This window comes from Flavobacterium eburneipallidum (assembly GCF_027111355.2).
Lineage (GTDB): Bacteria > Bacteroidota > Bacteroidia > Flavobacteriales > Flavobacteriaceae > Flavobacterium > Flavobacterium eburneipallidum.
This window is the reverse complement of the sequence record NZ_CP114291.2, coordinates 3,286,478-3,310,264: the sequence shown is the minus strand read 5'-3', so window position 1 is coordinate 3,310,264 and position 23,787 is coordinate 3,286,478. Positions and strand designations below refer to the sequence as shown.

At 32.1% G+C, this 23,787-nt stretch carries 16 protein-coding genes; 11 read left to right on the top strand and 5 right to left on the bottom strand.

Going from position 1 to position 23,787, the window contains the following annotated elements; genetic code table 11:
- Window positions 1-38: 38 nt before the first annotated feature.
- Window positions 39-2,756: a T9SS type A sorting domain-containing protein gene (locus OZP15_RS14020; RefSeq protein WP_281336433.1), complete on the top strand. Its 2,718-nt coding sequence runs from the start codon at window positions 39-41 to the stop codon at window positions 2,754-2,756.
- 626 nt (window positions 2,757-3,382) lie between these two features.
- Here the strand turns inward: OZP15_RS14020 and OZP15_RS14015 are convergent.
- The 5 genes from OZP15_RS14015 to OZP15_RS13995 form a co-directional block, all read right to left on the bottom strand.
- Complete coding sequence (locus OZP15_RS14015) at window positions 3,383-4,405, bottom strand: glycoside hydrolase family 43 protein (protein WP_281336432.1); 1,023 nt, start codon at window positions 4,403-4,405, stop codon at window positions 3,383-3,385.
- Window positions 4,406-4,438: 33 nt separating this feature from the next.
- Window positions 4,439-5,872, bottom strand: coding sequence for an MFS transporter (locus tag OZP15_RS14010; RefSeq protein WP_269226061.1), 1,434 nt, complete (start codon window positions 5,870-5,872; stop codon window positions 4,439-4,441).
- Between the two features lie 56 nt (window positions 5,873-5,928).
- On the bottom strand, window positions 5,929-7,050 hold the full coding sequence (locus OZP15_RS14005; protein ID WP_269226060.1) for an endo-1,4-beta-xylanase: 1,122 nt from the start codon (window positions 7,048-7,050) through the stop codon (window positions 5,929-5,931).
- 22 nt (window positions 7,051-7,072) lie between these two features.
- Window positions 7,073-9,193 (bottom strand): alpha-glucuronidase family glycosyl hydrolase, encoded by a 2,121-nt coding sequence (locus tag OZP15_RS14000; protein ID WP_281336431.1) that lies wholly within the window; start codon window positions 9,191-9,193, stop codon window positions 7,073-7,075.
- A 505-nt stretch (window positions 9,194-9,698) separates the two neighbouring features.
- The gene (locus OZP15_RS13995) at window positions 9,699-12,440 is read right to left on the bottom strand and encodes a hypothetical protein (protein WP_281336430.1); all 2,742 of its coding nucleotides are present in this window, start codon (window positions 12,438-12,440) and stop codon (window positions 9,699-9,701) included.
- A 701-nt stretch (window positions 12,441-13,141) separates the two neighbouring features.
- Here OZP15_RS13995 and OZP15_RS13990 point away from each other — a divergent pair.
- The 10 genes from OZP15_RS13990 to OZP15_RS13945 all read left to right on the top strand — a co-directional run bounded on the left by OZP15_RS13990 (window position 13,142) and on the right by OZP15_RS13945 (window position 23,781).
- Window positions 13,142-14,923, top strand: coding sequence for a DUF6119 family protein (locus tag OZP15_RS13990; RefSeq protein WP_281336429.1), 1,782 nt, complete (start codon window positions 13,142-13,144; stop codon window positions 14,921-14,923).
- A gap of 497 nt (window positions 14,924-15,420) precedes the next feature.
- Window positions 15,421-15,891: a hypothetical protein gene (locus OZP15_RS13985; RefSeq protein WP_269226054.1), complete on the top strand. Its 471-nt coding sequence runs from the start codon at window positions 15,421-15,423 to the stop codon at window positions 15,889-15,891.
- Between the two features lie 289 nt (window positions 15,892-16,180).
- Window positions 16,181-16,735, top strand: coding sequence for a helix-turn-helix domain-containing protein (locus tag OZP15_RS13980; protein WP_281337492.1), 555 nt, complete (start codon window positions 16,181-16,183; stop codon window positions 16,733-16,735).
- A gap of 20 nt (window positions 16,736-16,755) precedes the next feature.
- Window positions 16,756-19,401 (top strand): ATP-binding protein, encoded by a 2,646-nt coding sequence (locus OZP15_RS13975; protein ID WP_281336428.1) that lies wholly within the window; start codon window positions 16,756-16,758, stop codon window positions 19,399-19,401.
- Window positions 19,398-19,847: a response regulator gene (locus OZP15_RS13970; RefSeq protein ID WP_269226051.1), complete on the top strand. Its 450-nt coding sequence runs from the start codon at window positions 19,398-19,400 to the stop codon at window positions 19,845-19,847. The genes OZP15_RS13975 and OZP15_RS13970 overlap by 4 nt, the downstream gene beginning before the upstream one ends.
- A gap of 132 nt (window positions 19,848-19,979) precedes the next feature.
- Entirely contained in the window at window positions 19,980-21,650 is a 1,671-nt protein-coding gene (locus tag OZP15_RS13965; RefSeq protein WP_269226050.1) for a L,D-transpeptidase family protein, read from the top strand.
- A gap of 251 nt (window positions 21,651-21,901) precedes the next feature.
- Entirely contained in the window at window positions 21,902-22,375 is a 474-nt protein-coding gene (locus OZP15_RS13960) for a Dps family protein (RefSeq protein ID WP_269226049.1), read from the top strand.
- Window positions 22,376-22,619: 244 nt separating this feature from the next.
- Complete coding sequence (locus OZP15_RS13955; RefSeq protein ID WP_269226048.1) at window positions 22,620-23,021, top strand: hypothetical protein; 402 nt, start codon at window positions 22,620-22,622, stop codon at window positions 23,019-23,021.
- A gap of 108 nt (window positions 23,022-23,129) precedes the next feature.
- Window positions 23,130-23,318 (top strand): CsbD family protein, encoded by a 189-nt coding sequence (locus OZP15_RS13950; RefSeq protein WP_269226047.1) that lies wholly within the window; start codon window positions 23,130-23,132, stop codon window positions 23,316-23,318.
- Between the two features lie 19 nt (window positions 23,319-23,337).
- The gene (locus OZP15_RS13945; RefSeq protein ID WP_281336427.1) at window positions 23,338-23,781 is read left to right on the top strand and encodes a sll1863 family stress response protein; all 444 of its coding nucleotides are present in this window, start codon (window positions 23,338-23,340) and stop codon (window positions 23,779-23,781) included.
- Window positions 23,782-23,787: the final 6 nt, after the last annotated feature.

Below are 23,787 nucleotides of genomic sequence, written 5' to 3'. Positions count from 1 at the left end.
CAACTAAATTTTAATACTATTTTAAATCCAAAATCAGAATGAAGAAAAAATTACAATTGAACCTAGCCATGCTAGTTGTATTAATGTTTTCGCTGCAAGTAAATGCACAAAACGCCAAAGTGCAAATTGACAAAAGTCAAACCTATCAGAAAGTTACCGGTTTCGGAGGTTTTGTATGTAGTCCACAGTTTGGATATAATCACATGACGCCTGATGAAATTAGAAAAATGTGGGGAACCAATAGCGAAGCTGGCTACAATATTATGCGTTTGTTTATATCAGGAGAAAGTAACTGGCCTTCCGCACTTGCAACAGCACAATTAGCCAAGAACGAATTAGGATTGACCATTTTTGCCAGTCCATGGTCAATGCCAGCAGAATGGAAAACTAATAATAATGACGCTGCTGTTTATACAGATGCAAATGGAGTTGAACAAATTGGACATCTAAAAGTAGAATACTATCAAGATTATGCACTGTATCTGAATCGCTTTGTAACTTATCTTCGTGATAATGGAGTGGAATTGGATTATATCTCTATTCAAAATGAGCCTGATGAAAAATCAACCTATTCGGGTTGTATCTGGACACCTCAGGAATTGGCTACTTTTGTAAAAAATTATGGACATATCATTAATTGTAAAGTTATTGCTCCAGAAAGCGTTGGCTATTCGGATAGTTATGCCAATGCTTTTTTAGACACAAATGTGATGCAAAACTTTGAAGTCTATGGAGTTCATCAATATGGAGGCATTCAATCTAAATACAAAGAATTTCAGAATTACAATAAAGAAATCTGGATGACAGAATATCTTATTAATTGGAATTCTAATTCAGCAATAGCTCCACGTGATTTTAATTGGGGTATCGATGCTTTTAGTTTTGCAAACAGTGTGAATGATGCGATGTTAGGAAACGTAAATGCTTGGATACACTATGCAACCAAACGCTATTATGCGCTAATGGGAGATGGAACAAACGGAATACCTGCTGGAGTAATTACTAAAAGAGGACATATTCTTTCGCATTATGCTAAACATACCACAGGGACTACTCGCATTAAAGCCACTTGGAATGATGTTAGTTCTCAACTTAAAGGGTCTTCTTATATCAATGATGCTGGAGACAAAGTTATCCTCACCATCATTAATCCATCGCAATCCACCTACAATCTAACGGTAGATTTACCTTTTTATGCAACAACCGCTAGAAAAATACTTACCAACCAAAGTATTGATATGGGAGAAACTCCTTTGACTTTTAGTTCAGAAACTTTTCGCCCTATAGTGACTGTAGATGCGTCTAGTTTTACTACTATAATATTCAATAAAAGCCGCGAGAGAGTTGTGTCGCAAATGACAGGAAAGAATGTGTATTATAACAAAATCGAAAGTCAGACGACTACCAATTTAGCATTTGGAACCACTTATCAAATGAGCAATAAGACCGTAACTTTCTCTAACGGATCACCTTTAATAAGCACTAATACAACTATTTCCAACGGATATTTGAAGCTGGATGATCGATATAATAAATTCATAATGCACGTTAATAGTTTTACAACAGCAAATCAAGGAAACACTGACAATACAACCCTATATTATATAAACAATAATGGTGAAGTGAAGTCTAAAAACTACGGAAAAATAACTTTTCCAACAAGTGGTGAATTTGATATGACGTTTGATATTTCTAAAGCGGTACTTACAGATGGTTGTACAGGAATTGTAGGGCTGCGTAATTCTAATTACAGTTCAGTACTTACCTTAAACTTGGGCGATGTATATTTTACTATTGGTAACGAAAAAGCGGTCGAATTTGGAGGAACATATTCAGATGATGACAGTGCCCTAATGGATGCACTCGAAAGCAACAACTATACCTCACTCGATTTTAGAAACACAAGTGGTATTACGTCATCGCAAAATTGGTATGCCAAGTCAACAAATAAAAATAGTCTTTTTTATGTAAGTTCAAACAATTCAACAACCAATGTCGTTGCAGGAGCTGTATGTAACAGTTTAAATATTAGTGATCTGGGAGGTGATTTTAACGTTCCTTTCAGTTTCTCGGCTACTGCAGCATCTTTCAGTAAAACCATTTTAGGATATGATGTTTTAGTGCTTCCTTTTGAAGCAAGTATTCCTCAAGGAATTACAGCATATACTATGCAATCTACTTCAACTAAGATAGTTTGTACTAAAATTGAAACTACCATTCCAGCAAATACACCTGTTCTAATAAATGGTTCTGGAACTTTCCTTTTCACTGGAACAGGAATTGTCTCTACTCCAAAAGCTTTGACCGTTAATCAAATCAATCCAGTGTATATAAGTATTAAAGCTCCAGCAGGAAGTTATACGCTAAAAACCCTAAATGGTATTACGGGGTTTTATCCTGTTTTAGCTGGAAGTGAGCCAATTGTGTCTCCTTTTAAAGTTTATCTTTCTGATAAAAGCGGCTATACTGCGAATGTACTTCCATTAGAATTTACAACTTTAAGTACGGTAGAAAATGATTTAAAAGAATCAGATTTTAAACTATATCCAAATCCTGCTAAAGAAGAAATTTTTGTAGATGTGGCTGTGTCAAATTTTAATTATAAAATTTATAATGCAGAAGGCCGCTTGATGAATTCTGGAACTTTGAAATCGGGTAAAAATGAGATTAAAATAGAGTCATTGCCTGTGGGAATTTATTATCTAAATGCTACTGACGGGAAACAAAAAGTAAATAGAAAATTTATTAAGCAATAAGTTTATTATTAAGTTATTTAAAAGCAAAGAACTTAATTATGCTAAACATCTCAAAAAGTGTCTAACTTTTTGGGATGTTTTTTTGTTGGTAATGTGGTCAAAAATAGTTGTTAAAAACTCTTTTAGTATTTATAAAATATGGTAGTAACAGAAAAGTGTATTGAAACAAATTTCAATACACTTTTTTTTATGGGTAAAACTTGGATCGGATTTTTAGTTTGTAATGTTGATAAAATGGAAATGTAATCCAAATTTGATGAGGTGCAAATTGCTCTTATTTTGGGGTAAATTTTACAATTAAATAGGGTTCAACTTAATTCTATTGCTTTTATTTTTAATCTTTTTAACTAGGTCTTGATGCTTTTATTTAGCATCATTTATGCTAAATAAAAGACCAAAAAAATCGGGAGTAACCACTCTCCCGATCTTCTGGTGTAAAAAAACTAACTACTAAATTTAAAATTGTTTTGGTAAATATTTTTTGAATGTAAATGATTCAAATAATTTTCATTACCAATATTTTAAATTTTACCATTAAGCAATCATTGAAATGATTAACTCTATAAATATACTAAAAATATATAAAAAATACAATCGGTTGTGTTTAAATTTAACATTTTAAACAGTTAAATTATGCTGTATGGGTTTATGGTCACTATCGATCCATCTTCATTGTAAGTAATTTCAGTTACTTTTATTGATCTTAAATGCGTGACCCCCTTTGAAAGACTCGAATCGTGATAAAATAAATACCATTTTTCATCCACTTTACAAATAGAATGATGCGAAGTCCAGCCAATAACAGGATTCAATATTTTTCCTTGAAAAGTAAATGGGCCATAAGGAGTGTCTCCTGTTGCATAACAAATAAAATGGGTGTCACCTGTAGAATAAGAGAAGTAGTATTTTCCTTTGTATTTATGCACCCATGAAGCTTCGAAAAATCTTCGATTGTTGTCTCCAGCCAACAAAACTTTTCCATTTTCATCCAGAATTTTGATTTCTTTTGGTTCTTCGGCAAATTGCTTCATTTCGTCAGAAAGCAAAGCAACAATAGGTCCTAATGCGGGTTCGTTTGCTAAAGGTTCTTCGTTTTCTTCTGTATATTGGTTGTTACGATATTTTTGAAGTTGACCACCCCAAATACCTCCAAAATACATATAGTATTTACCGTCTTCATCTTCAAATACGGCTGGATCAATGGAGTAACTTCCTTCGATGGCTTCAGGTTCGGGAATAAAGGGTCCAACAGGAGAATCACTTATGGCTACCCCAATTTGAAAAATTCCATTGGCACGTTTGGCAGGGAAATATAAATAGTATTTTCCGTTTTTATGTGCAGCATCTGGAGCCCACATTTGACGTTCAGCCCAGGCCACATCTTTTACATGTAACGCCACACCATTGTCAATGGTTTCAGAATTGACATCAGTCATCGAAAGGACATGATAATCTTCCATTCCAAAATGATCTCCATTGTCGTTAAAAGGAATTCCGGCATCAATATCATGCGAAGGATAAATGTAAATTTTGCCATCGAATACGTGAGCAGATGGATCGGCAGTGTATATATGTGAAACCAGCGGTTGCGAAATGGCTGTTTTGCTAATTATTTCAAAATCAATTTGTTTAATATTATCTTCAGGCATAATTATGAGGTATTTTATATTTAATGTGATAGATTAGGTTCTTCTGTTTTTTAAATCAGATTCTATTTGGACTTCCATTTCTTTATTGATTTCATAGAAAAACAAAAGGCCAACTCCAATTAGAAAGGGTATTGCTGGGAAGATACTTATCAATAATTTTATTCCGTTAATAGCACTTTCTGGTTGAGCCAATGAATTGGGAACATAATCAAAATGACCCAAAATTGATGTTGTCAAGGAGCCTCCAATACTCAAACCTGCTTTTAATCCAACCATCATAGCAGAGAAAATAATGGCGGTAGCCCGACGGTTATTTTTCCATTCCGAGTAGTCGGCTACATCGGCAATCATAGCCCAAAGAAGTGGAATTGTGATGCCGTAAAAGAATCCGTGAAGAATCTGTGAAAAAAACATTAAAGCAATCGATTTTGGTGAGAATAGATAAAAGGCGATGATAAATAATGTGGAGATGAATAGGAAAAAACCAAAGACGTTTCTTTTTCCATATTTATCGGCTAAATTTTTAGACAACGTAATTCCAACAATCATAAAAATAATTCCACCAGCATTAAATAATCCAAATCCAGCAGAAATGGGATCATTACCAAAAGGATTAATTCCAATATTTAAAAGAAAATTTAAGATAGGTTGGATGAAAATGGCTAATTGTTCCTTGTTAACATAGTTTTCGAAATAATACACATAAGAACCACCTTTCATAGCCAGTGTAATAAATACCAATAAAGTAAGAGTAAGCATTATTAGCCAAGGTTTGTTTTTTACCAAATCACCTAAATCCTCTTTTACACTTGATTTTTGTTCTGGTTTAGGAATAATACGTTCTTTGGTTGTAAAAAAAGTAATAAGCAACATAATGGTTCCGACGATCGCCAGAATAGTCATTACTTTTTCAATTCCAATGGATTTGTCGCCATTTCCAGCACTTTTGATGATGCCGAGCATAAAAACTTGAACAAAGAATTGAGCGAACATCACTGCCACAAATCGATAGGACGAAAGACTATTTCTTTCGGACATGTCACCTGTGATGACACCACTCAATGCGGAATAAGGCAAGTTATTACTAGCATAAAATAATAGCAAAAGTGAATAGGTAACGACAGCATAAATTACTTTACCTTGATAAGAAAAATTAGGAGTGGTAAAAGCTAAAAGTGCAATGACGCCAAGCGGTACGGCTGTCCATAAAATCCAAGGTCGAAATTTTCCCCATCTTGAATTGGTTCGATCGGCAATGGCTCCGATAATTGGGTTGAAAACAAATGCTGCAATTAGTCCTACCACTAACATTATTATGGAGGAGTGTGTAGGTGATAATCCGTATATGTCCGTATAGAAATAAGCAAGATAGGTCATTAATGTCTGGAAAACCAAGTTAGCAGCAAGGTCACCTAAACTGTATCCAATTTTTTCTTTTACGGATAGTTTTTGGGAAGTAAAATTCATTTTATTTTTATATTAATTAGTAGCCTTAATTTGAAATTTAAATAAGGATATTATTTTTATCTCTTGATTTCTTTTAGATTCATAATGTTATTGTATGCTTTTTTAGCTTTGAATTCACGGTCAAAAAGCAAAGGATAATTGGATCTCCCTTTGATTGGCCAATCATTAAGCCAGGATTGACCGTCATTAACACCCCAAAGCGTAATTCTATCAATTTTGTCTTGATGTTTGAGGAATAATTTGAAAATGGCTTCATAGCGCTCTGCCAATTGAGTTTGGATTGAATCTGGCAAACTTTTAGGATATGGATTCATTTTTTCGCTGGCTTCCGATTTTTGATTTACATCGGCTCCAACTACGTCCCAAGGATTCGGTAAAACACTAATGTCCAATTCTGTAAAAGAAACTTTAACGCCAAGCGCAGAAAAATCAAGTATGGTTTGCTCAATTTCATCTAGTGAAGGAGTGATTAAGTTCCAATGTCCTTGTTCTCCAACACCATCTATTTTTGCTCCATTTTTTTGTAGATTTTTTACTAAGGCAACAGCTCCTTTACGTTTTTTTGCATTACATAAGTTGTAGTCGTTATAGTATAAATCGACTTTTGGGTCTGCTTTTGCCGCTAATTTAAAAGCCAATGTCAAATAATCTTTCCCATAAGTATCTAGAAACACTGTTTTTCTCAAAGTTCCATCTTCATTTAAAGCTTCATTTACAACATCCCAAGAGTCAATTCTTCCTTTGTAATTCTTAACAATAGTAGTAATGTGATTGTTTAATGCGGCCGACATCGTCACGCTATCTTTTATTTGAGTGAACCAAGGTGCCAATTGACTATGCCAAATTAGAGTATGACCGTGGATAAACATATTGTGTTTTTCTCCCAAAGCAATAAACTTATCTGCCATTTTGAAATCAAATTTATCTTTTTCTGGATGCAAAAACATTGATTTCATACAATTTTCGGGAGTGATACTGTTGAATTCTTTTGCAATCAAACTAGCCACCATCGTGTCAGTTTCCTTTATTTGATTGGTGTCCAATGCAGCTCCTATATAAAAATTATCTTTATAAGCATTTTTTAGTGAGACTGTCGCATCGGTGTGTTTTTGTACAGAATTGCAACTACTCACTAGAAGAATGGTTGCCATCAATAAGAATGGTTTTGCTATGTTCATTTTTTAAATTAATTTATAGGTTTTAATTATTTCCAGGTGCAAACGGAAATTTTAGGGATTCAAAATATTCTAATGTTTGTGTTGGTTTTTCAACTCCTTTTGGCAATTCTTTTCCAGAAAATTGTTGAAAATAAAGCAAACAAGCATCCCGCCACCATTTAGCTTCTTTGTGTTGAATGTTCAAAAGCATTTGAACTTCCTTGAATCTGGTTTCGTCCACATAATTACCCATTCTATTCCAAGTCGTTTGCATTGAAGCTACTTCATCAACACCTTCTTGGTATTTGAGAGCTATTCCATTCCAAAGGGGCTGACCATTTTTTAGTTTATAATCCCAAGGCAAATGATGAAACCATAATAAGTCTTTCTCTGGACAAGTTTTGACATCGTCAAATAGTTTAGCAATTTCTGGAGCATATTGTGCTGTGGCATTGCTTCCTGTTTTAGATCGGTCAAATCCAATGCCGTTTTTATCGGCTTTATGATAATATATAGGGTTCCATTCAGGTCTTGATAGATTGCTCACCCACGGACCAGGGCCATAATGATGACCAGTGTCCATTATATGATGTAAACCAAGTGGCGTCATGTAATTGACAACGGCTTCTCTAGATTGTAGCATCATTTCTTTGACAGGATTGACAAAGTTTTCATCGTTAGAAAAAGTCATGCGCAACCAATCTTCGGCTATAGTTTCTGAATCTAAATAAGGATCCCAGGCCAATCGCCCAAAGCCATACCAATTCGCTTGTGCAAAAGGATGTCCCGTCCAGTTGATGTCGCTACCAATATTTGCTACTCCAGCTATTCCAGTAATTTTATGATTGTTCAACGAACCATCGATTACTTTGGCAACTGTCGAACCTTTTCCTTTACTAAAGGTATCTGATTCCAAGACTTCTTGATATAATTTCGGTAGATAAACCAAGTGTGTGCTGAAACCCAAATATTCTTGCGTAATTTGGAATTCCATCATCAAAGGTGTTTTTGGCATTGCGCCAAATATTGGATGGAAAGGTTCTCTCGGTTGAAAATCTATTGCACCATTTTTGACCTGAACAATCACGTTATTCCTGAATTGTCCGTCATAAGGAACAAATTCGCTATAAGCTTGCTTGGCTCGATCATTTACATCGTGTTCCGAATATACAAAGGCTCTCCACATCACGATGCCACCAAAAGGAGCAACGGCATCAGCAAGCATGTTGGCTCCGTCAACGTGGTTTCTGTTGTAATTTTGTGGGCCAGGTTGTCCTTCGGAATTGGCTTTTACCAAAAATCCACCAAAATCTGGAATCCTTTTGTAAATTTCCTTTGCTTTTTCTTTCCACCAATTTTTGACATTAGCATCATAAGGGTCTGCAGTTTTAAGTTTCCCTATTTCTATTGGAGCAGAAAATCTTGCTGTCAAATAGACTTTGATTCCATAAGGTCGGAATACTTTTGCCAAAGCTTCTACTTTTTCTAAATATTGAGGAGTTAATATTAAGGCATTGGCATTTACATTGTTTAAAACCGTTCCGTTAATGCCTATCGAAGCATTGGCACGTGCATAATCTATATAGCGTTGGTCGATAAAATCGGGTAATTTTTGCCAATTCCAAAGCGAAGAACCTGCATAGCCACGTTCTACTGTTCCGTTTAGATTGTCCCAATGATTTAAAATTCGGATGTTTATTTTTGGTGCGTCAACAATTTTTAAATTTTCGATGGATTTGTTCGTTTGAAGCAATCTTAAGAAATTATATACTCCATACAAAACTCCGATATCGGTTTTACCAGCGATAATCATCTTTTTTCTGTTTTTTATTGAAATGGTTTTAATGATGTAGCCCTCGTCATTAATTTGATTCAATTCATTTTTTAGGTTTTTTAGTGTTTCTTCATTTAGAGAAGATTTTGAACCCAAAATCAAAATATTTTCGTCTTCAATGTTTTGTTGAACTGTAATTTTTGTGTCTAATAAACCTGAAAGTCCTAATTGTAATTCCTTTGTAGCAGCTTGAATGGTTTCGGAATTTCCCAAGGCAAAAATTCCTTTAATTTTTGATTGATATTCAGTTGTCCATTTAGTATTTTGGACTTTTGCATATTGGAGCCATAATTTATAATCTGCTTGTGCAGATAAATTGATAGATACCATCAAAAAAGACAGTAGAAAAAAAATGTAATTATTGGGTAGTCGATTCATATTTTGTTTGTAAGTCTTTTATTGTATCAAATCCATATAATGAGAAAGCGAAATAAATAGAATATCCTTTCTTCATTATGCTTTTTTGGATTTTTACAAATAGACTTTTTTTTATTTATACCTGCAATCGGTTGTGTAAAAGTAAAACATTGAAGTATAATAAAAAAAAAATTATCATATTTTTTTTGTATTCGTAAAAAAAATACGTAAAAATTAGCAAATAACCCATATATGATGGTAATTTCAAAAAATAGATGCTTATTACATTATTATTGATAATTCTTCCATACAAGAGTCAAATCATTGGTAAATGAAGTGATTCAAAAAGGTATAGTGTTTTTTAAAAACGATGGTGTTTTTGCATTAAATGGCAGAGGTTGTATTTCTATTTTTCATTTATATTAGTTAGAATCTCTTTAGATTGTAGGTATATATAAGCTAATCTATTTGTTTTGAATTAATCACTTATTTCATAATCAAGTTCTTGATAACCAATTTCTCCTTTATCTGAAATAGCTTCAACAATTACTGTCATATCTCCTTTGTTGTCGGTATTGTAAAAAGAAGTAGATGCTTTGCCTGAGTCATCTGTTTGTACTATCGGTTGCCAGTGTATTATGGTTCTTATGTCTGCTTGTTTCCAATCGTCAGTTCGAATATTTTCATACTTTGGAGCATAAAATTCTTTTGGTGTAGCAAATGCAGGAACTGTTGTTTGAGTTAGTCCTTTTGGTTTGAATGCCCCTGAAAGACCTATGCCTGAATGTGTATATATCGCTATAACATTACCATATGAAGGATTCATAGGGGGAATACAATTCGAAAGTTCATTATGTACTTCACAATACAGTTGTCCAAAGCCACTAGCGTATTCAATAATTTCAAAACTGCTTACTTCAGTTGGGGATATATTAGGAATATGTAAATAATCACGAAACAAAACAGGAACGCCATCAATAACCACTAGAGTCTGTATATTGTTGACAATGGCTTGTAAATATCCGTTTGTAGTATCTTTTTCTATTCTAACTTTATCAGGAAAATTAAACAATAATACACTGTATAATCCATAAGACCATTTTTCTTCTTTAGAACGAATTTCTTTGCCACTAATAATGGTTTTAGGTTTTCCAAACCTATCTGTCACTTTTTGTTTAATGGGCGCCATTTTAGCACTAATGTTAACCTCATTTAAAAGAATGCCATCAAATTGCATATTAAATTTATCATTAATTTCTTTTTGTTTGATACTTTTGTTTATAAATGGAGCAACGATACTGTCTATTTGCTCAATAGAGTTGTCGTATTCAAAAGAAATTAAAGGTGATTTTTTTTGATCTAAAACAACAGTGTTGTTTGTTTTTTGCTCTGATTTTTTGCTCGTTTGAAACAGTAAATCGATTTCCTTTCCATACTCATCATTTAAATTAAATTTAAACTTGCCTAGACTGTCAGTTACTTGATTATAAATTGATTTATTTTTTCCAGAGGCTATCATAGTTAATTGCACATCTTTTTTGCCTTTTTTTTCTGAAAATAGATTGTTGACTCTACCAGATACCGTTAGTGTTTTTTCAGGATTGATATCAAGGATTGAATAGGGTTTGGAATAGTTGTATTTACTCCATCCCTGCGTAAGTATAAGCGCTTCTAAATCATTAAAACTACTTGTGTTATTTTTAAAATAAAACCCCGGATTCTCTATGTTTCCTTTCAATTCAGAGTCTATCAGAAAATAGGAGAGTATGTTTTGACGTAAGTTTTGCATCGTCCCTATTTCTTTTTTGTTGATTACAAGCAAGGATGTGTTTGCTTTTATGGGTTCGTCATTAGTATTTGTGGTTTGAATATTAAGATTCGTCAATCCTCGCTTTCCGTATTTTGACTTATCTGTTGAAAGAGCAATCTTTATTCTACTTTCTGGTTTTTCATTAAAATAGAGTCTTTCTGCAATAGTTTTTTTGTTCTTATCCAAAATTGCAAAAGCAACGATTCCTTCTGGAATTAAACTAGTTGAGATTGTTAATTTAGAAAGACCTTGATTGAAAGTTACTTTTTTCTCATATAATTCAATTCCTCTAAAAGAAATTTTTAAAAAGAGACTGTCATTCATCATATAGTTTGACATAGCTTTGATGATTACATTATCTCCTTGTTTTGTTGCCTCTAAAATAGTACCTGTAGCAGCAACTTTAGGTAGTGGAAATTGAATTGCTGATTGGTTTTGTATGGAGGATGGTTTTACTCTAGCATAATATTTTTTAGTACAATCTGCATTATTAATAAAGAAACTGCCCATTCCGAGGGTATTACTTTTAAAAGAAGTTAGTATCGTTTGTTTTTCATCCACAATATCGCCTTCAATAAATTTTCCTTTTCCATTGGCATCAACAGCTTTAAAACCCACTTTGCTACTTATTCCATTTACTAATTGTCCACTTTCTGGAAAAAATTGTAAATCGATGTAATCTTTGTTTAGAGCAACTGTTTTAGTAAATGTTTTATTGTTTTCAGTTTGAATTTTCAGAATAACAAATTGACTTTCTTTTTTAATACTATAATCAAGACTGTATTTGTTATCATTTTGTTTTTTAACGAGTAAAGAATCTCTTTTATTATCGACAGTAATAAATACTGTTAGTTTGTTTTTTTGTAGAGAATCAATAACTTGGGGATTAAAAAGCACTTCCAAATGATCGCTAGCAACTTCTTCTTTGATGAGTTTAATAGAAGTAATTGGGTTTCTATTTTGATTTTCATTTGTAAACACTTGAATATATTCTTCAAAAATAAAATCATTGTCAAAATTTTGATTCCATTGTGTGTAGGCTCTAATGTGGTAATTGCCTTTTGGAATGTTTTTATCTAAATCAAAATTGCCTTGACCAATACCATCTTCAATTTTAATCAATTTTTTTTGGAGAATATTTTGGTTGAATCCAATTAATTCAACATATAATACACCACTCAATACCGAAGGAGTATGTTCGGATGCGTTTGAAACAATGCATTTAAACCAAATAGTATCACTGTTGGAATATATTTTTCGATCCAATTGTAGGTATATTTTTTCAGCAAAGGAAGCATTTGAAACAAATAAATTTCCATCTTGTGCTTTAGTATTTATTGGTAATAACAATAAAGCCCAAAAAAGGATGATTATTATTTTTGTAAAAACTTTGCAGGATGTTTTTTTCATATTTTCAATGTACCAAAAACTCTTATTACAGCCAATTTGTTTTCAAAAGAAGTCTTCTAATCAACACTTCTTCATTGTTTTTTTAGGTTTTTAAAGATTTATTTAAAACACAATCGGTTGTGTAAAAATAAAACATTGAAGTATAATAAAAAATAAATTATCATATTTTTTGTATTCGTAAAAAAAAATGTGTAAAAATTAGCAAATATCCCATATATGAAGGTGATTTAAAAAAATAGATACTTATTGTATTATTATTGATAATTCTTCCATATGAGAGTCAAATCATTGCTAAATGAAGTGACTCAAAAAGGTATAGTGTTTTTGCATTAATCAAGGATCTTTTAAAATATTTATAACGGATTCAAATCTAGCAAGTATTGAAATTCATTTGAGAAATTCTTATCGACGAATCCTTATTTGGTAACTGTTCTTGAAGTATCCAGAGTTATTGAATCTTCATAATTTCGGTTAGATATTTGGATGTTTCCCGCTAAAAGCAAAAAACCTTTAAAGAAATTTAGAGGTTTTTTTATGCTTTACATTTAGGAAAATTCTTGACTTTGGAAAAAATAACTATATTTGGAAACAAATAAATACTGACGTTTGTCAGACAAAGCTAACCTATTTTGGGTGGATAAGTCGGATAGAGTCAGACATATATACAAGTTACCAGAAATTTAATCCTAAACAAGCAATAAATGGATAAAATGAAATTCAATCTAAAAATTTTTCTTGTTGACAAGAATTTCTATTTATTAAAAGGGAAAAGTAATAACGAAATAATAAATTTTATAAAAGACAACCACAAAAAAGGCTTGCACGCACAAGAAACAGATTTAGAAATTGTTAAGCCTACTTTAAATCATTTTACAGAAAATGATTTTGAATTTTATACTTACTGCTATAATCAACCAAAGACCCAAAATTATTGGAAATTATTTCTTCCAGATGAGTTAGCTGATAATCAAAATTTCGAAATAGTCGAATTTTCTTTTGTTCTATTTGTAATTTATAAATCAAACATATATTGTACAGTTGGAGGAAGTGGTTTTAATGTTATCAACACTTTCATAGACAGTAATTTTGGTATAGATCTTTATCAACATTTCGCTAAACCTGAAGAAGATATAATTTTAAAAGTAGGCACAAGAGGTGTTGCAAGTAATATCTCTCAAAAAGACAATACTTATACTTATGACCAAAGAATTAGTGAATCTTTAGAATATTCAGAAATTCCAAAAAAAATTAAAATATTGGTTCGTAAAGAATTAAAAAAAGGAATCTTCAAAAAATACAATTTAGATGATGAAAAAGCAATAATGGAAATTGGTTCTTATTTTTCGCTCAGAAAAAAAATAACTTTTGAGGAACTTAAAGAACTAATCATTGACATTAATAATATCAAGTCAGATAAATTAAATTACACACAATTAACTTTATTCTCAAAAATAGTTGACGATAAATTAATTTCAGAATTAGATAATGGCTTAAAAGAAAAAATTACTGATGATATTATATTGCATAATTCACCTCAAGAATTACATAAAATTAAAGAAGGGATTATAGAAGTAATAAATCCGAAAAGACTTGAGAAATTTTATGAATGTGATAAGTTTAAAGTTAGATTCAAAAAAACTAGGAGTAAGAGCGATAGAACAGTAAAAGACAAAGAAGATTTATATTTTGAATGTACAGAACACATATTTAAAAGTCTCGAAGATTTTACCAACAGAAAAGAAATTAAAATCAAGTTATTTGATTTAGACGTAATTGGTTTAATCGGCGACAAAGAATCAACTTTTGGCAATTTTTATTCACACATAGTTTGTGAACGAACTTATCTAGGGAAAAAATATTTTAGAGTAGATAGTAATTGGTATTATTTAGACAATAAATTTTTAGAGAGAATAAATAAAGATGCAATAAACACATATAAGCAAAATGAATTATCTGAAAAACCTCTTAATAAATGGGAAAATGATTGGGATGAGGACACATACAATTTAAGCCATAAAAAAAGTAATTATTTCATTCTTGATAAGCTTATAGAGGATAATATTGAGTTATGTGATATTTTAATTATTGAAGATAACACCTTATACTTTGTTCACGTAAAAAATGGATTTACAACACAAATGAGAAATCTTTATATTCAAGTGATTTTATCAGCTAAAAGGCTAAATAATGATTTATTCAATAACACAGGAAGCAGTTACTTCATTAAAACACTTGAAAAATATAATAAAAAATATAAGACCTCGATTAATACTAAAGATTTATACCAAAGAATAATTGATAATGATTTAAAAATTGAATTTGTTATGGCATATAATAATTACTCTTATAAAGGTAACTTACCAGCCGATAAAATTGAATTAAGTGATTCTAATATTGCAAAGTATTCTTTAGTTCAAACTGTTCGTGAAATGAGAAGTTTCAGAAGTTTTGGAATTAAAGTCATCGACATCTCAAAAATATAAACTGCTGGTAACAGCTAGAGTTTCGTTGCGTGCGCAGCACGAACAATGAAACTCCTGTTGAACGGAACCGATTACACGTCCGTCAACCTATGTACTTATCGTAAGAGTTTTAGAGAGAATAGCACGAGGATTTATAGTCCTCTTTTTTTTGACTAGTTTTTATTTGGTTTTATAGTGTTTTCCTTCACTTTTGAGCCCCGCTAGTCCAAACATTAGTTATCATAGATACTACTTGAGCAATTGGCTTAATTTGAAATTGGTTTTGTATTTGGTATGATTTGGTAAATCCGAAGAATGGTCATAATTTAGTCCCAAACCTGCGGTAGTGCCAGAACGTTGGCTTAACAATACACCAACTATTTTGATTGTAAAATCTTAAATAAGGAGGCAAATACAATTCAGGTGTTATAAAACCGTTGGATTTTATACTTAAAACAAAAGTTGACCGTTAGAAATCTAAAGTTTTTAACGGTCAACTTTTTTTAATACAACCTACTATGAAAAACACCATTCTCTTTTTATGTTTCGTTTTATTGATAGGTTGCAAATCAAAACCCGTGGTTGTAATACCAGTTGCTGTTGAATATATAAAAGTATCCCTTTCAGAAGTTGATGCTTATCAAAAGAAAAAAGCCTATGATTTAGGCAAAAGAGTTTTGATGATTTGCAACACTTCTAAATTTATTCCTTTTAAAGAATCGGAAGCAACGCCATCTGTTATCAAAAATACCACTTTGGAAAAGCACTCGGAAATATGTTTGAAATTCAGAACCAGATACGGCAGTTTTAAAGATATTAAATTGGTCGAAATTTATAAAAATACTGCGGATAATGAAATTTTATTTCGTTATAAAGCGTTGTATGAGCGTATTAATGCCAATAAAGAACTTCGAGTAACGCTCAACCAAGAGCATAAAGTTTCTTCCATAAAAACTATGGATTGGTCGGCTTCTTTTCAATATAAATAATTACTTTTTGATTAAAAGCTGTCAAATAAACGAGTGTCTGTTTTTGAATCATAGTATTTAAAATCAGTAAACTAGTCTTGTGATGCTGCTTTAATTCGTACCTTACCAAAAAAGATTCATTTTATACCTTCCTTTTAGTATAAATTCCAAATTTAAAATCACCTTCAAAAGTGACAATCTGTGAATTATACAACTTTTATCTAAAGTTACACAAGTTGTTATCTCTCGAATCGTTCGACCTTTACATCATCTAAAAAAATAAAATAATTTGAAATTATACATTAAATACATGGTCAGCAATCGTTGCAAAATGGCCGTAAAAGAAGAATTAAAAAAACTTGGTTTACACTTTATAGTTGTCGATTTAGGCGAAGTCGATATTATGGAGAATATTTCTATGTCGCAAAGACTGCAACTTAAAGCCAATTTGCTTGAGTCAGGACTCGAATTAATGGATGACAAAAAATCGATGTTGATCGAGAAAATTAAAAATATCATTATACAAATGGTGCATTATTCCGACGAAGTAATAAAAATTAATTTTTCGGATTATTTAAGCGAAAAAATGAATCACGATTATACTTATTTGTCTAATTTATTTTCAGAAGTACAAGGAACTACGATCGAGCATTTTATCATTTCTCATAAAACAGAACGCATCAAAGAATTAATTATTTATGGCGAACACAATATTACTGAAATTGCCTGGAAAATGGGCTATAGCAGTGTTGCGCATTTGTCAAGTCAGTTCAAGAAAGTAACGGGCCTTTCGCCTTCGCATTTCAAACAATTGAAAGACAAAAGAAGAAGTCCATTAGAAGAAATAGGTAATGCAAAAGCCTAAATTAATTTTTTAAAAGTATTATGAAATTCATTTTCGAAAAAAAAGCGTTCCTTTTTTATATTCTCTCCGCAATCTTATTGAGTACTGTTTTGGCTATTTTTTACTTGAATAATCAAAAAGACAAAGCTGTTACTAAAAAATTAATTCACACTCAAGAGGTAATTAGCAAGAGCAATGAGGTTTTGTTAGATGTTCTTACTATCGAGACTGGTTTTCGTGGTTATTTGCTATCAGGCGATGCTCAATTTTTAGAACCTTATAACAAGTTCAAATCCAAGACCAACACTAATATAGACCATTTGGTATTGCTTACTAAAGATAGTAAAAGACAGCAAGATAGAATTGAGGTTTTAAATCAATCATTGACTCAAAGGTTGGTTTTGATAGAAAAATATGTAACCAATGAGAAACCTGTTTTATTGAATAATCTTCAAAAAAAAGCTATTATTCAAGAAGGCAAAGTTCTTACTGACAAAATAAGAAATAGTATTAATGCTATTAATAACGAGCAATTCGGATTGTTGAAAGTTCGTAAAATAGAAAACGAAAATAGCAATCAATTTTCGGGATTACTTTTTTTATTGCTACTCATTTTTTTGGTTGCCATTTTTATTTTTGTTGTACTCATCATCAACAACCAAAAAGTAAAACAGAGCGTTTTGGAAATTGATACAGCCGATCAAAAAATAGCGTCTCAATACTCTTTAAGTCTTATCGAAGCCAGCCTCGACCCATTGGTTACCATCAGTGTTACGGGTAAAATTATGGATATGAATCAAGCATTAGTAAGAATTACAGGTATGGAGCGAGAAGCTTTAACGGGTTCTTATTTTTTTGATTATTTTACTGAACCTCAAATTGCACGCGAAGTCTATGAAGAAGTTTTTGATAAAGGTTCGGTTGCCGATTCTCCGCTTACTTTGCGTCATAAAGACGGAAAGCTAACTGATGTTTTGTGTAATGGTTCGGTTTATAAAGACGAACAGCAAAATGTTATGGGAGTAGTAATTGTGGCAAGAGATGTTACTGATCAAAAAAGAATTGCCACTGAATTGATCGAGGCTAGAATTTTTGCCGAACTCGCCACCGAAATTGCCGAAGGTGAAAAGCGAAATGCTCAAGCAGCCACACTAATTGCCGAAAATGCCGTAAAAGCAAAACAACAGTTTTTGTCGAATATGAGTCACGAAATTCGAACCCCGATGAATGCCATTATCGGATTTACCAAAGTGGTTTTGAAAACCGAATTGACAGAGAAACAAAAAGAATATTTGTCGGCCATAAAAATGAGTGGTGATGCCTTGATTGTGCTTATAAATGATATTCTAGATTTAGCAAAAGTAGATGCAGGAAAAATGACATTCGAGAAAGTGCCTTTCAAATTATCGGCTTCCATATCGGCAATGTTACACATTTTTGAAACAAAAATTCAGGAAAAAAACCTAAAATTAGTTACAGAATATGATGCTAAAATTCCCAAAGTATTACTGGGCGATCCCGTTCGTTTGCACCAAATTATTTTAAATTTAGTAAGCAATGCCATAAAGTTTACTTCTAAAGGAAAAATTACGGTTAGCGTCCAGCTGCTCAAAGAAGACGAAGAAAGTGTTACAGTCGAATTTGCTATTGCCGACACAGGAATAGGAATTCACGAAAGTAAAATTGATACTATTTTTGACGATTTTCAGCAAGCTACCAGCGGAACTTCTAGATTATACGGCGGAACAGGTTTAGGTTTAGCCATCGTCAAACAACTGGTCGAGCCACAAGGCGGAACGGTAAGTGTAAAAAGTACTATCAAAGAAGGCTCTACTTTTAGTTTCGTACTGCGTTTTCTGAAAACCAATGAAGCAGCTGAAAACGAAACCGAATTAGTTGCATTAGAAACCGAAATTAAAAATATAAAAATATTAGTGGTCGAAGATATGCCACTGAATCAACTGCTGATGAAAACGCTTTTGGATGATTTTGGTTTTGAACGGGCTATTGCCGAAAATGGTCAAATAGCCATCGAAAAACTTCAAAGCGAAACTTATGATGTGGTTTTGATGGATTTGCAAATGCCTATCATGAATGGATTTGATGCCACAGAATACATTCGAAATACATTAAAATTAGACATTCCAATTATTGCCTTAACTGCCGATGTAACCACCGTTGATTTAGCCAAATGCAAAGCTGTTGGTATGAACGATTATATTGCCAAACCAGTTGACGAACGCTTATTATACAGTAAAATTATAAGTGCTATAAAAAATAAAAGAAATTCTAAAACAGTCAAAAAGCTACCCAAAAGCCCAAAAACAAAAGTTACAAATTTGGATTATTTAAAAATTCGAACCAAATCCAATTCGAAATTGATGGTCGAAATGATCACTATTTTTCTCCAGCAAACAAGACCTCTAATTGTAGCCATGAAACAAAGTCTTTCCAACAAAGATTGGGAATTATTAGGCGCTTCGGTGCACAAACTGATTCCGTCTTTTTCGATAATGGGAATGAGTCCCGATTTAGAACAAATAGCAAAAAAAATACAGTACGCCATTAATGCCAATCAATTTACAGACGAAACGGCAAAAATGGTTGTTGAACTCGAAACCGTTTGCCAGCAAGCTTGCGAAGAGCTAGAAATAGAATTAAACCTTATTAAAAATACTGTATCGTGAAAAATGAAAATAAAATAAAACTATTCTTGGTCGATGATGATGCCTTGTTTTTGAAAGCATTAGAAATAGAATTTACCGAGCATGCCGATTTTACCGAAGAAGGTTACAGCATCGAAACCTATGCCACGGGCGAGCTTTGTCTAGAAAATTTGTCCCACGAGCCAGACGTGATTATTCTGGATTATCATCTGGATGGTATTGAAAAAACGGCTATGAATGGTCTAGAAACACTAGATAAAATAAAAGCTTTCAATCAGGATATTCCCGTAATAATGCTATCGTCACAGGATAAAATAGAGGTGGCTATCAACTGTATGCACCACAAATCTTTTGATTATGTTGTCAAAAGTGAAACCGCTTTTATGCGTTTGCAAAAAATTATTACGACCATTTTTCAATACAAAAAAATGGAAAAAGAATTGAGTTGGTATATGGATAGAATGTAAATATAAAACACTATTATTTAAGAACTTGGGAAATTAAAATCCAAATAAAAAAATATTTTTTACAGATAAATCAAAGGTAAATAGTAATTTTAACCAAGGAATCCATCCAAGTCTAATCGTAAAATAATAAATATGCGTTCAAATAGTACTATTGCATCTGTTTTTAAGTTAGCATTCAAAAGTAAAATCATCCTGATACTGTTTCTTATTCTGCTATCGGCTTGCAACAAAAAAGAAAGAGAGAATTTAGAAACTACCATTTTTACCAAACAAAATTATTCCGATTTGGTGCTGGACGAAGCTGCTTTGAATTCCTATTTCAAGGCTTTTCCCGAAAATGACTCCATCAAAAAGGAAGTTTATCAATTTTATAAAAATAGAGAATACCAATTTGCTTGGTTCAATAAAAAAGGAATGACGGCAGCTGTTCCTATTTTTTATAGTAAAATACAAAATTACAGTGCCGATTTTGACAGTAAAACCTTTGTCAATGTTCAGTTAGATTCACTCATTGCGCTCGCTTCGGCTGATAAAAAGCCAACCAGTGTTAACGGAAATCGCAATAAAGAATTAGAATTATTACTTACCACCACTTTCTTCAAATACTCCAAAGAAGTGTATGGTGGTATTGATAAAAATCCCCACGAACTCGAATGGTTTATTCCTCGAAAAAAGAAAAATTATCAAGCACTTTTGGATTCATTGGTCGTTTTGGGTAAAGGCGATAGTATTGCCGAACCCGTCAATCAGTATTATGTTCGACTGAAAGAAAAACTCCGAGAGTATCGAAAAATAGCCAAAAAAGGAGATTTTCCAATTGTAACAACCGACAAAAAATTATTGTCCGTTACCGAAACCGATTCTTGTTTAAGAGCCGTAAAACAGCATTTGTTTTTGACTAAAGATTTAAAAGAAAGCGACACTACACTTCTTTATACAGCCGAATTAGAAAAAGCTGTCAAAAATTTTCAGCATCGAATGGGGTTGCGAGAAAGCGGTAAATTGAACCAGCAAACCATTACCGAATTAAACAAACCAATCGATTTCAGAATCAAACAAATCATGGTGAATTTAGAACGTTTGAGATGGGTTCCTGTTCAAATGGAAAGCGAGTATTTATTGGTAAACATTCCCGAATTTAAGTTGCACGTTATTGAAAATAATAAGCCTTCATGGACAACTAATGTAGTGGTAGGGAAAAATGTAAATCGAACTACTATTTTTCATGGCAATATTTCCCGAATTGTACTCAATCCGTATTGGAATGTTCCTAATAGTATCATCATGAAAGAGATTATTCCGCACATCAAAAGGAATCTAAATTATATCCAAAACAGTAATATGGAAATTGTTTGGGGCAATAAAGTGGTTTCTTCTTCGAGTATAAATTGGGACAAATACAAAAAAGGGGTTCCTTTTATCATCCGACAAAAACCGGGTAAAAATAATGCTTTAGGCAAAATGAAGTTTCTGTTTCCCAATCAATACAGCATTTATTTGCACGACACACCGTCCAAAAGTCTTTTTAATGAATCCAAAAGAGCTTTCAGTCACGGCTGTATTCGAGTGGAGAATCCTAAAAAATTATTGCTACACTTTCTTCGAAAAGATACTGCTTGGACAACAGAAAAGGTGGATGAAATTTTAAATTCGGATAAAGAATTTGGCATTCGAATAAAACCCACAGTACCCGTATATATTGTCTATTTCACTTCTTGGGTAGATAGTAATGGGGAATTAAATTTTAGGAATGATATTTATAATTTAGATCATCAGCTGGAAAATGAAATTTTTGGCAAATAAACCCTTTTTTTTATAAATCTAGAGCTGTCTTTTTAGACAGCTTTTTTTGTTTTTAAAAGTTATGAAAAGAATAAAAAATAGCCTTAAAATCAAAAGGTGTGAATGATATAACTTTTGTTAAAAGTTATGTAACTGTTTCGTCTTTAGTTTTTTCGAATTTTACAATATTGAAAACCAAGAACTGTTGATTGTGTTTTTGATAATTATCAGTTGGTTAATCGAAATTCGAAACAATACTTAAAAGAAATATTATGATGCCAAAAATTGGAATTACCGAGAAAAATTTAGAGAAAGCAACCAATTTGCTTTCCGTTGTTTTATCAGACGAAATGACTTTGTATGTCAAAACCAGAAAATTTCATTGGAACGTAGTTGGACCTAGTTTTATGGAATTGCATAAACTATTCGAAGAGCAATACACCCAATTAGAACTTATTATCGACGAAGTTGCAGAACGCATTGGTAAATTAGGCGGAAAAACCATTGGAACCATGAATGAGTTTTCAAAACTTACTCGAATCAAAGAAAATCCAAATAAATACCCTGTTCAAAAATCAATGCTTTCTGAATTATTAGCCGATCATGAAACTGTAATTGCCGAATTAAGAAAAGATATAGACAAATCTGATGAAGAAAATCACGATGCAGGAACTGCTGATTTGCTTACAGGTATATTACAGCAACACGAAACAATTGCTTGGGTTTTGAGAAGATATTTAGGTTAATATTTAGCCAACAAAGAGTCGTTTAGTTAGTAGTTAGTTTGGTGGCTGTCTTTTTTTAAGGCAGCCACTTTTTTGTGCAAATAATTGTAAGTGTGAATAGTATAACTTATTTAAAAAGTTGTATAACAGATTCTATCTTCAGAGGATTAATTTTATATCGCAGTAAATTAGTTGTTTGTGAAGATACAAAAACACAAAATTGCAAAAAGGCGAAAGATTTTATCAATCAAAATAAAAAATGAATATGAAAAATAATGTAAAAACTGTCGAAAATAAAAAAGCTGTTGTTGACAATCAATTAGAGCAATACTATACAAAAGCAAGCGGATGTTCTGTAAAGCCACAAGAAAAGAATCTTTATGATTACAAGCCAATGCTTAAAGAAAACAGAAATTATTTGGGCTTAATAAAGAACGATGCCTTTATTAGTAAAGCTGAAAAAAAGATAAATGATGCTATTTTAAAAATTACAATGAAAATAAAAGAGCAATTTCCTGAACTGTCAAAATACGCTTTAGAAATGCCTATTACCGTTCCGAATGTAGAAAATCCTAAAATCAATCTCAAAGTTCTACAGGATTACTACAAATCTTTAGAAGAACTGATGCAAAAATATGTTAGCAATCAAACTGCAATCTCAAAGTGATAATCTGTGAATGATGTAAGTTCTTCTTAAAGTTATGTAACAGTTTTTTTTGAGATTAAAACCAACTTTGTAATTGTGAAAAGCTTTCGCAGTATAAAATAAAACACAATGAGAAGTACTATAGGAATAAGCGGAAATTGGGAACAACAAAAAGGAGAATTGAAACTAAAATTTGCCGCCTTAACAGATTCTGATTTGTTATTTCTAGAAGGAAAAAAAGAAGAAATGTTAGTTAAACTTCAAATGAAGTTGGGCAAAACCAAAGAAGAATTATATAAAATCATCAAAGCATTATAAACCACAAAAAACTCAAGAAATGAAAAACACAATCGCAATCCTCGTTACATCAATAATGATTAGCACAACAGTATTCACAAGTTGCAAGCCTGCTACAAAAGATGAAGTAGAAGCTACCGAAAAGGTAAAAGAAGCCAATACAGAATTAATCGAAGCTAAAAAACAAGCCACAGCAGCAGAATGGGAAGCATTCAAAAAATCTGGAGATTCTGTTATTGACATCAATGAAGCACGAATAGCCGAATTGAAACTCAAAATGAAAGCAACCGGCAATTCAATGGATGCTAAGTACAAAGAAAACATTGCCGCTTTAGAAGAAAAAAACAAAGCACTTAAGGCAAAAATGAAAGACTATAAAAACGATGCAAATGCTGATTGGAAAGAATTTAAAACAGAATTCAACCACGATATGGATGAATTAGGCAGTGCATTAAAAGATTTAACCGTTAACAATAAAAAATAATTAAAA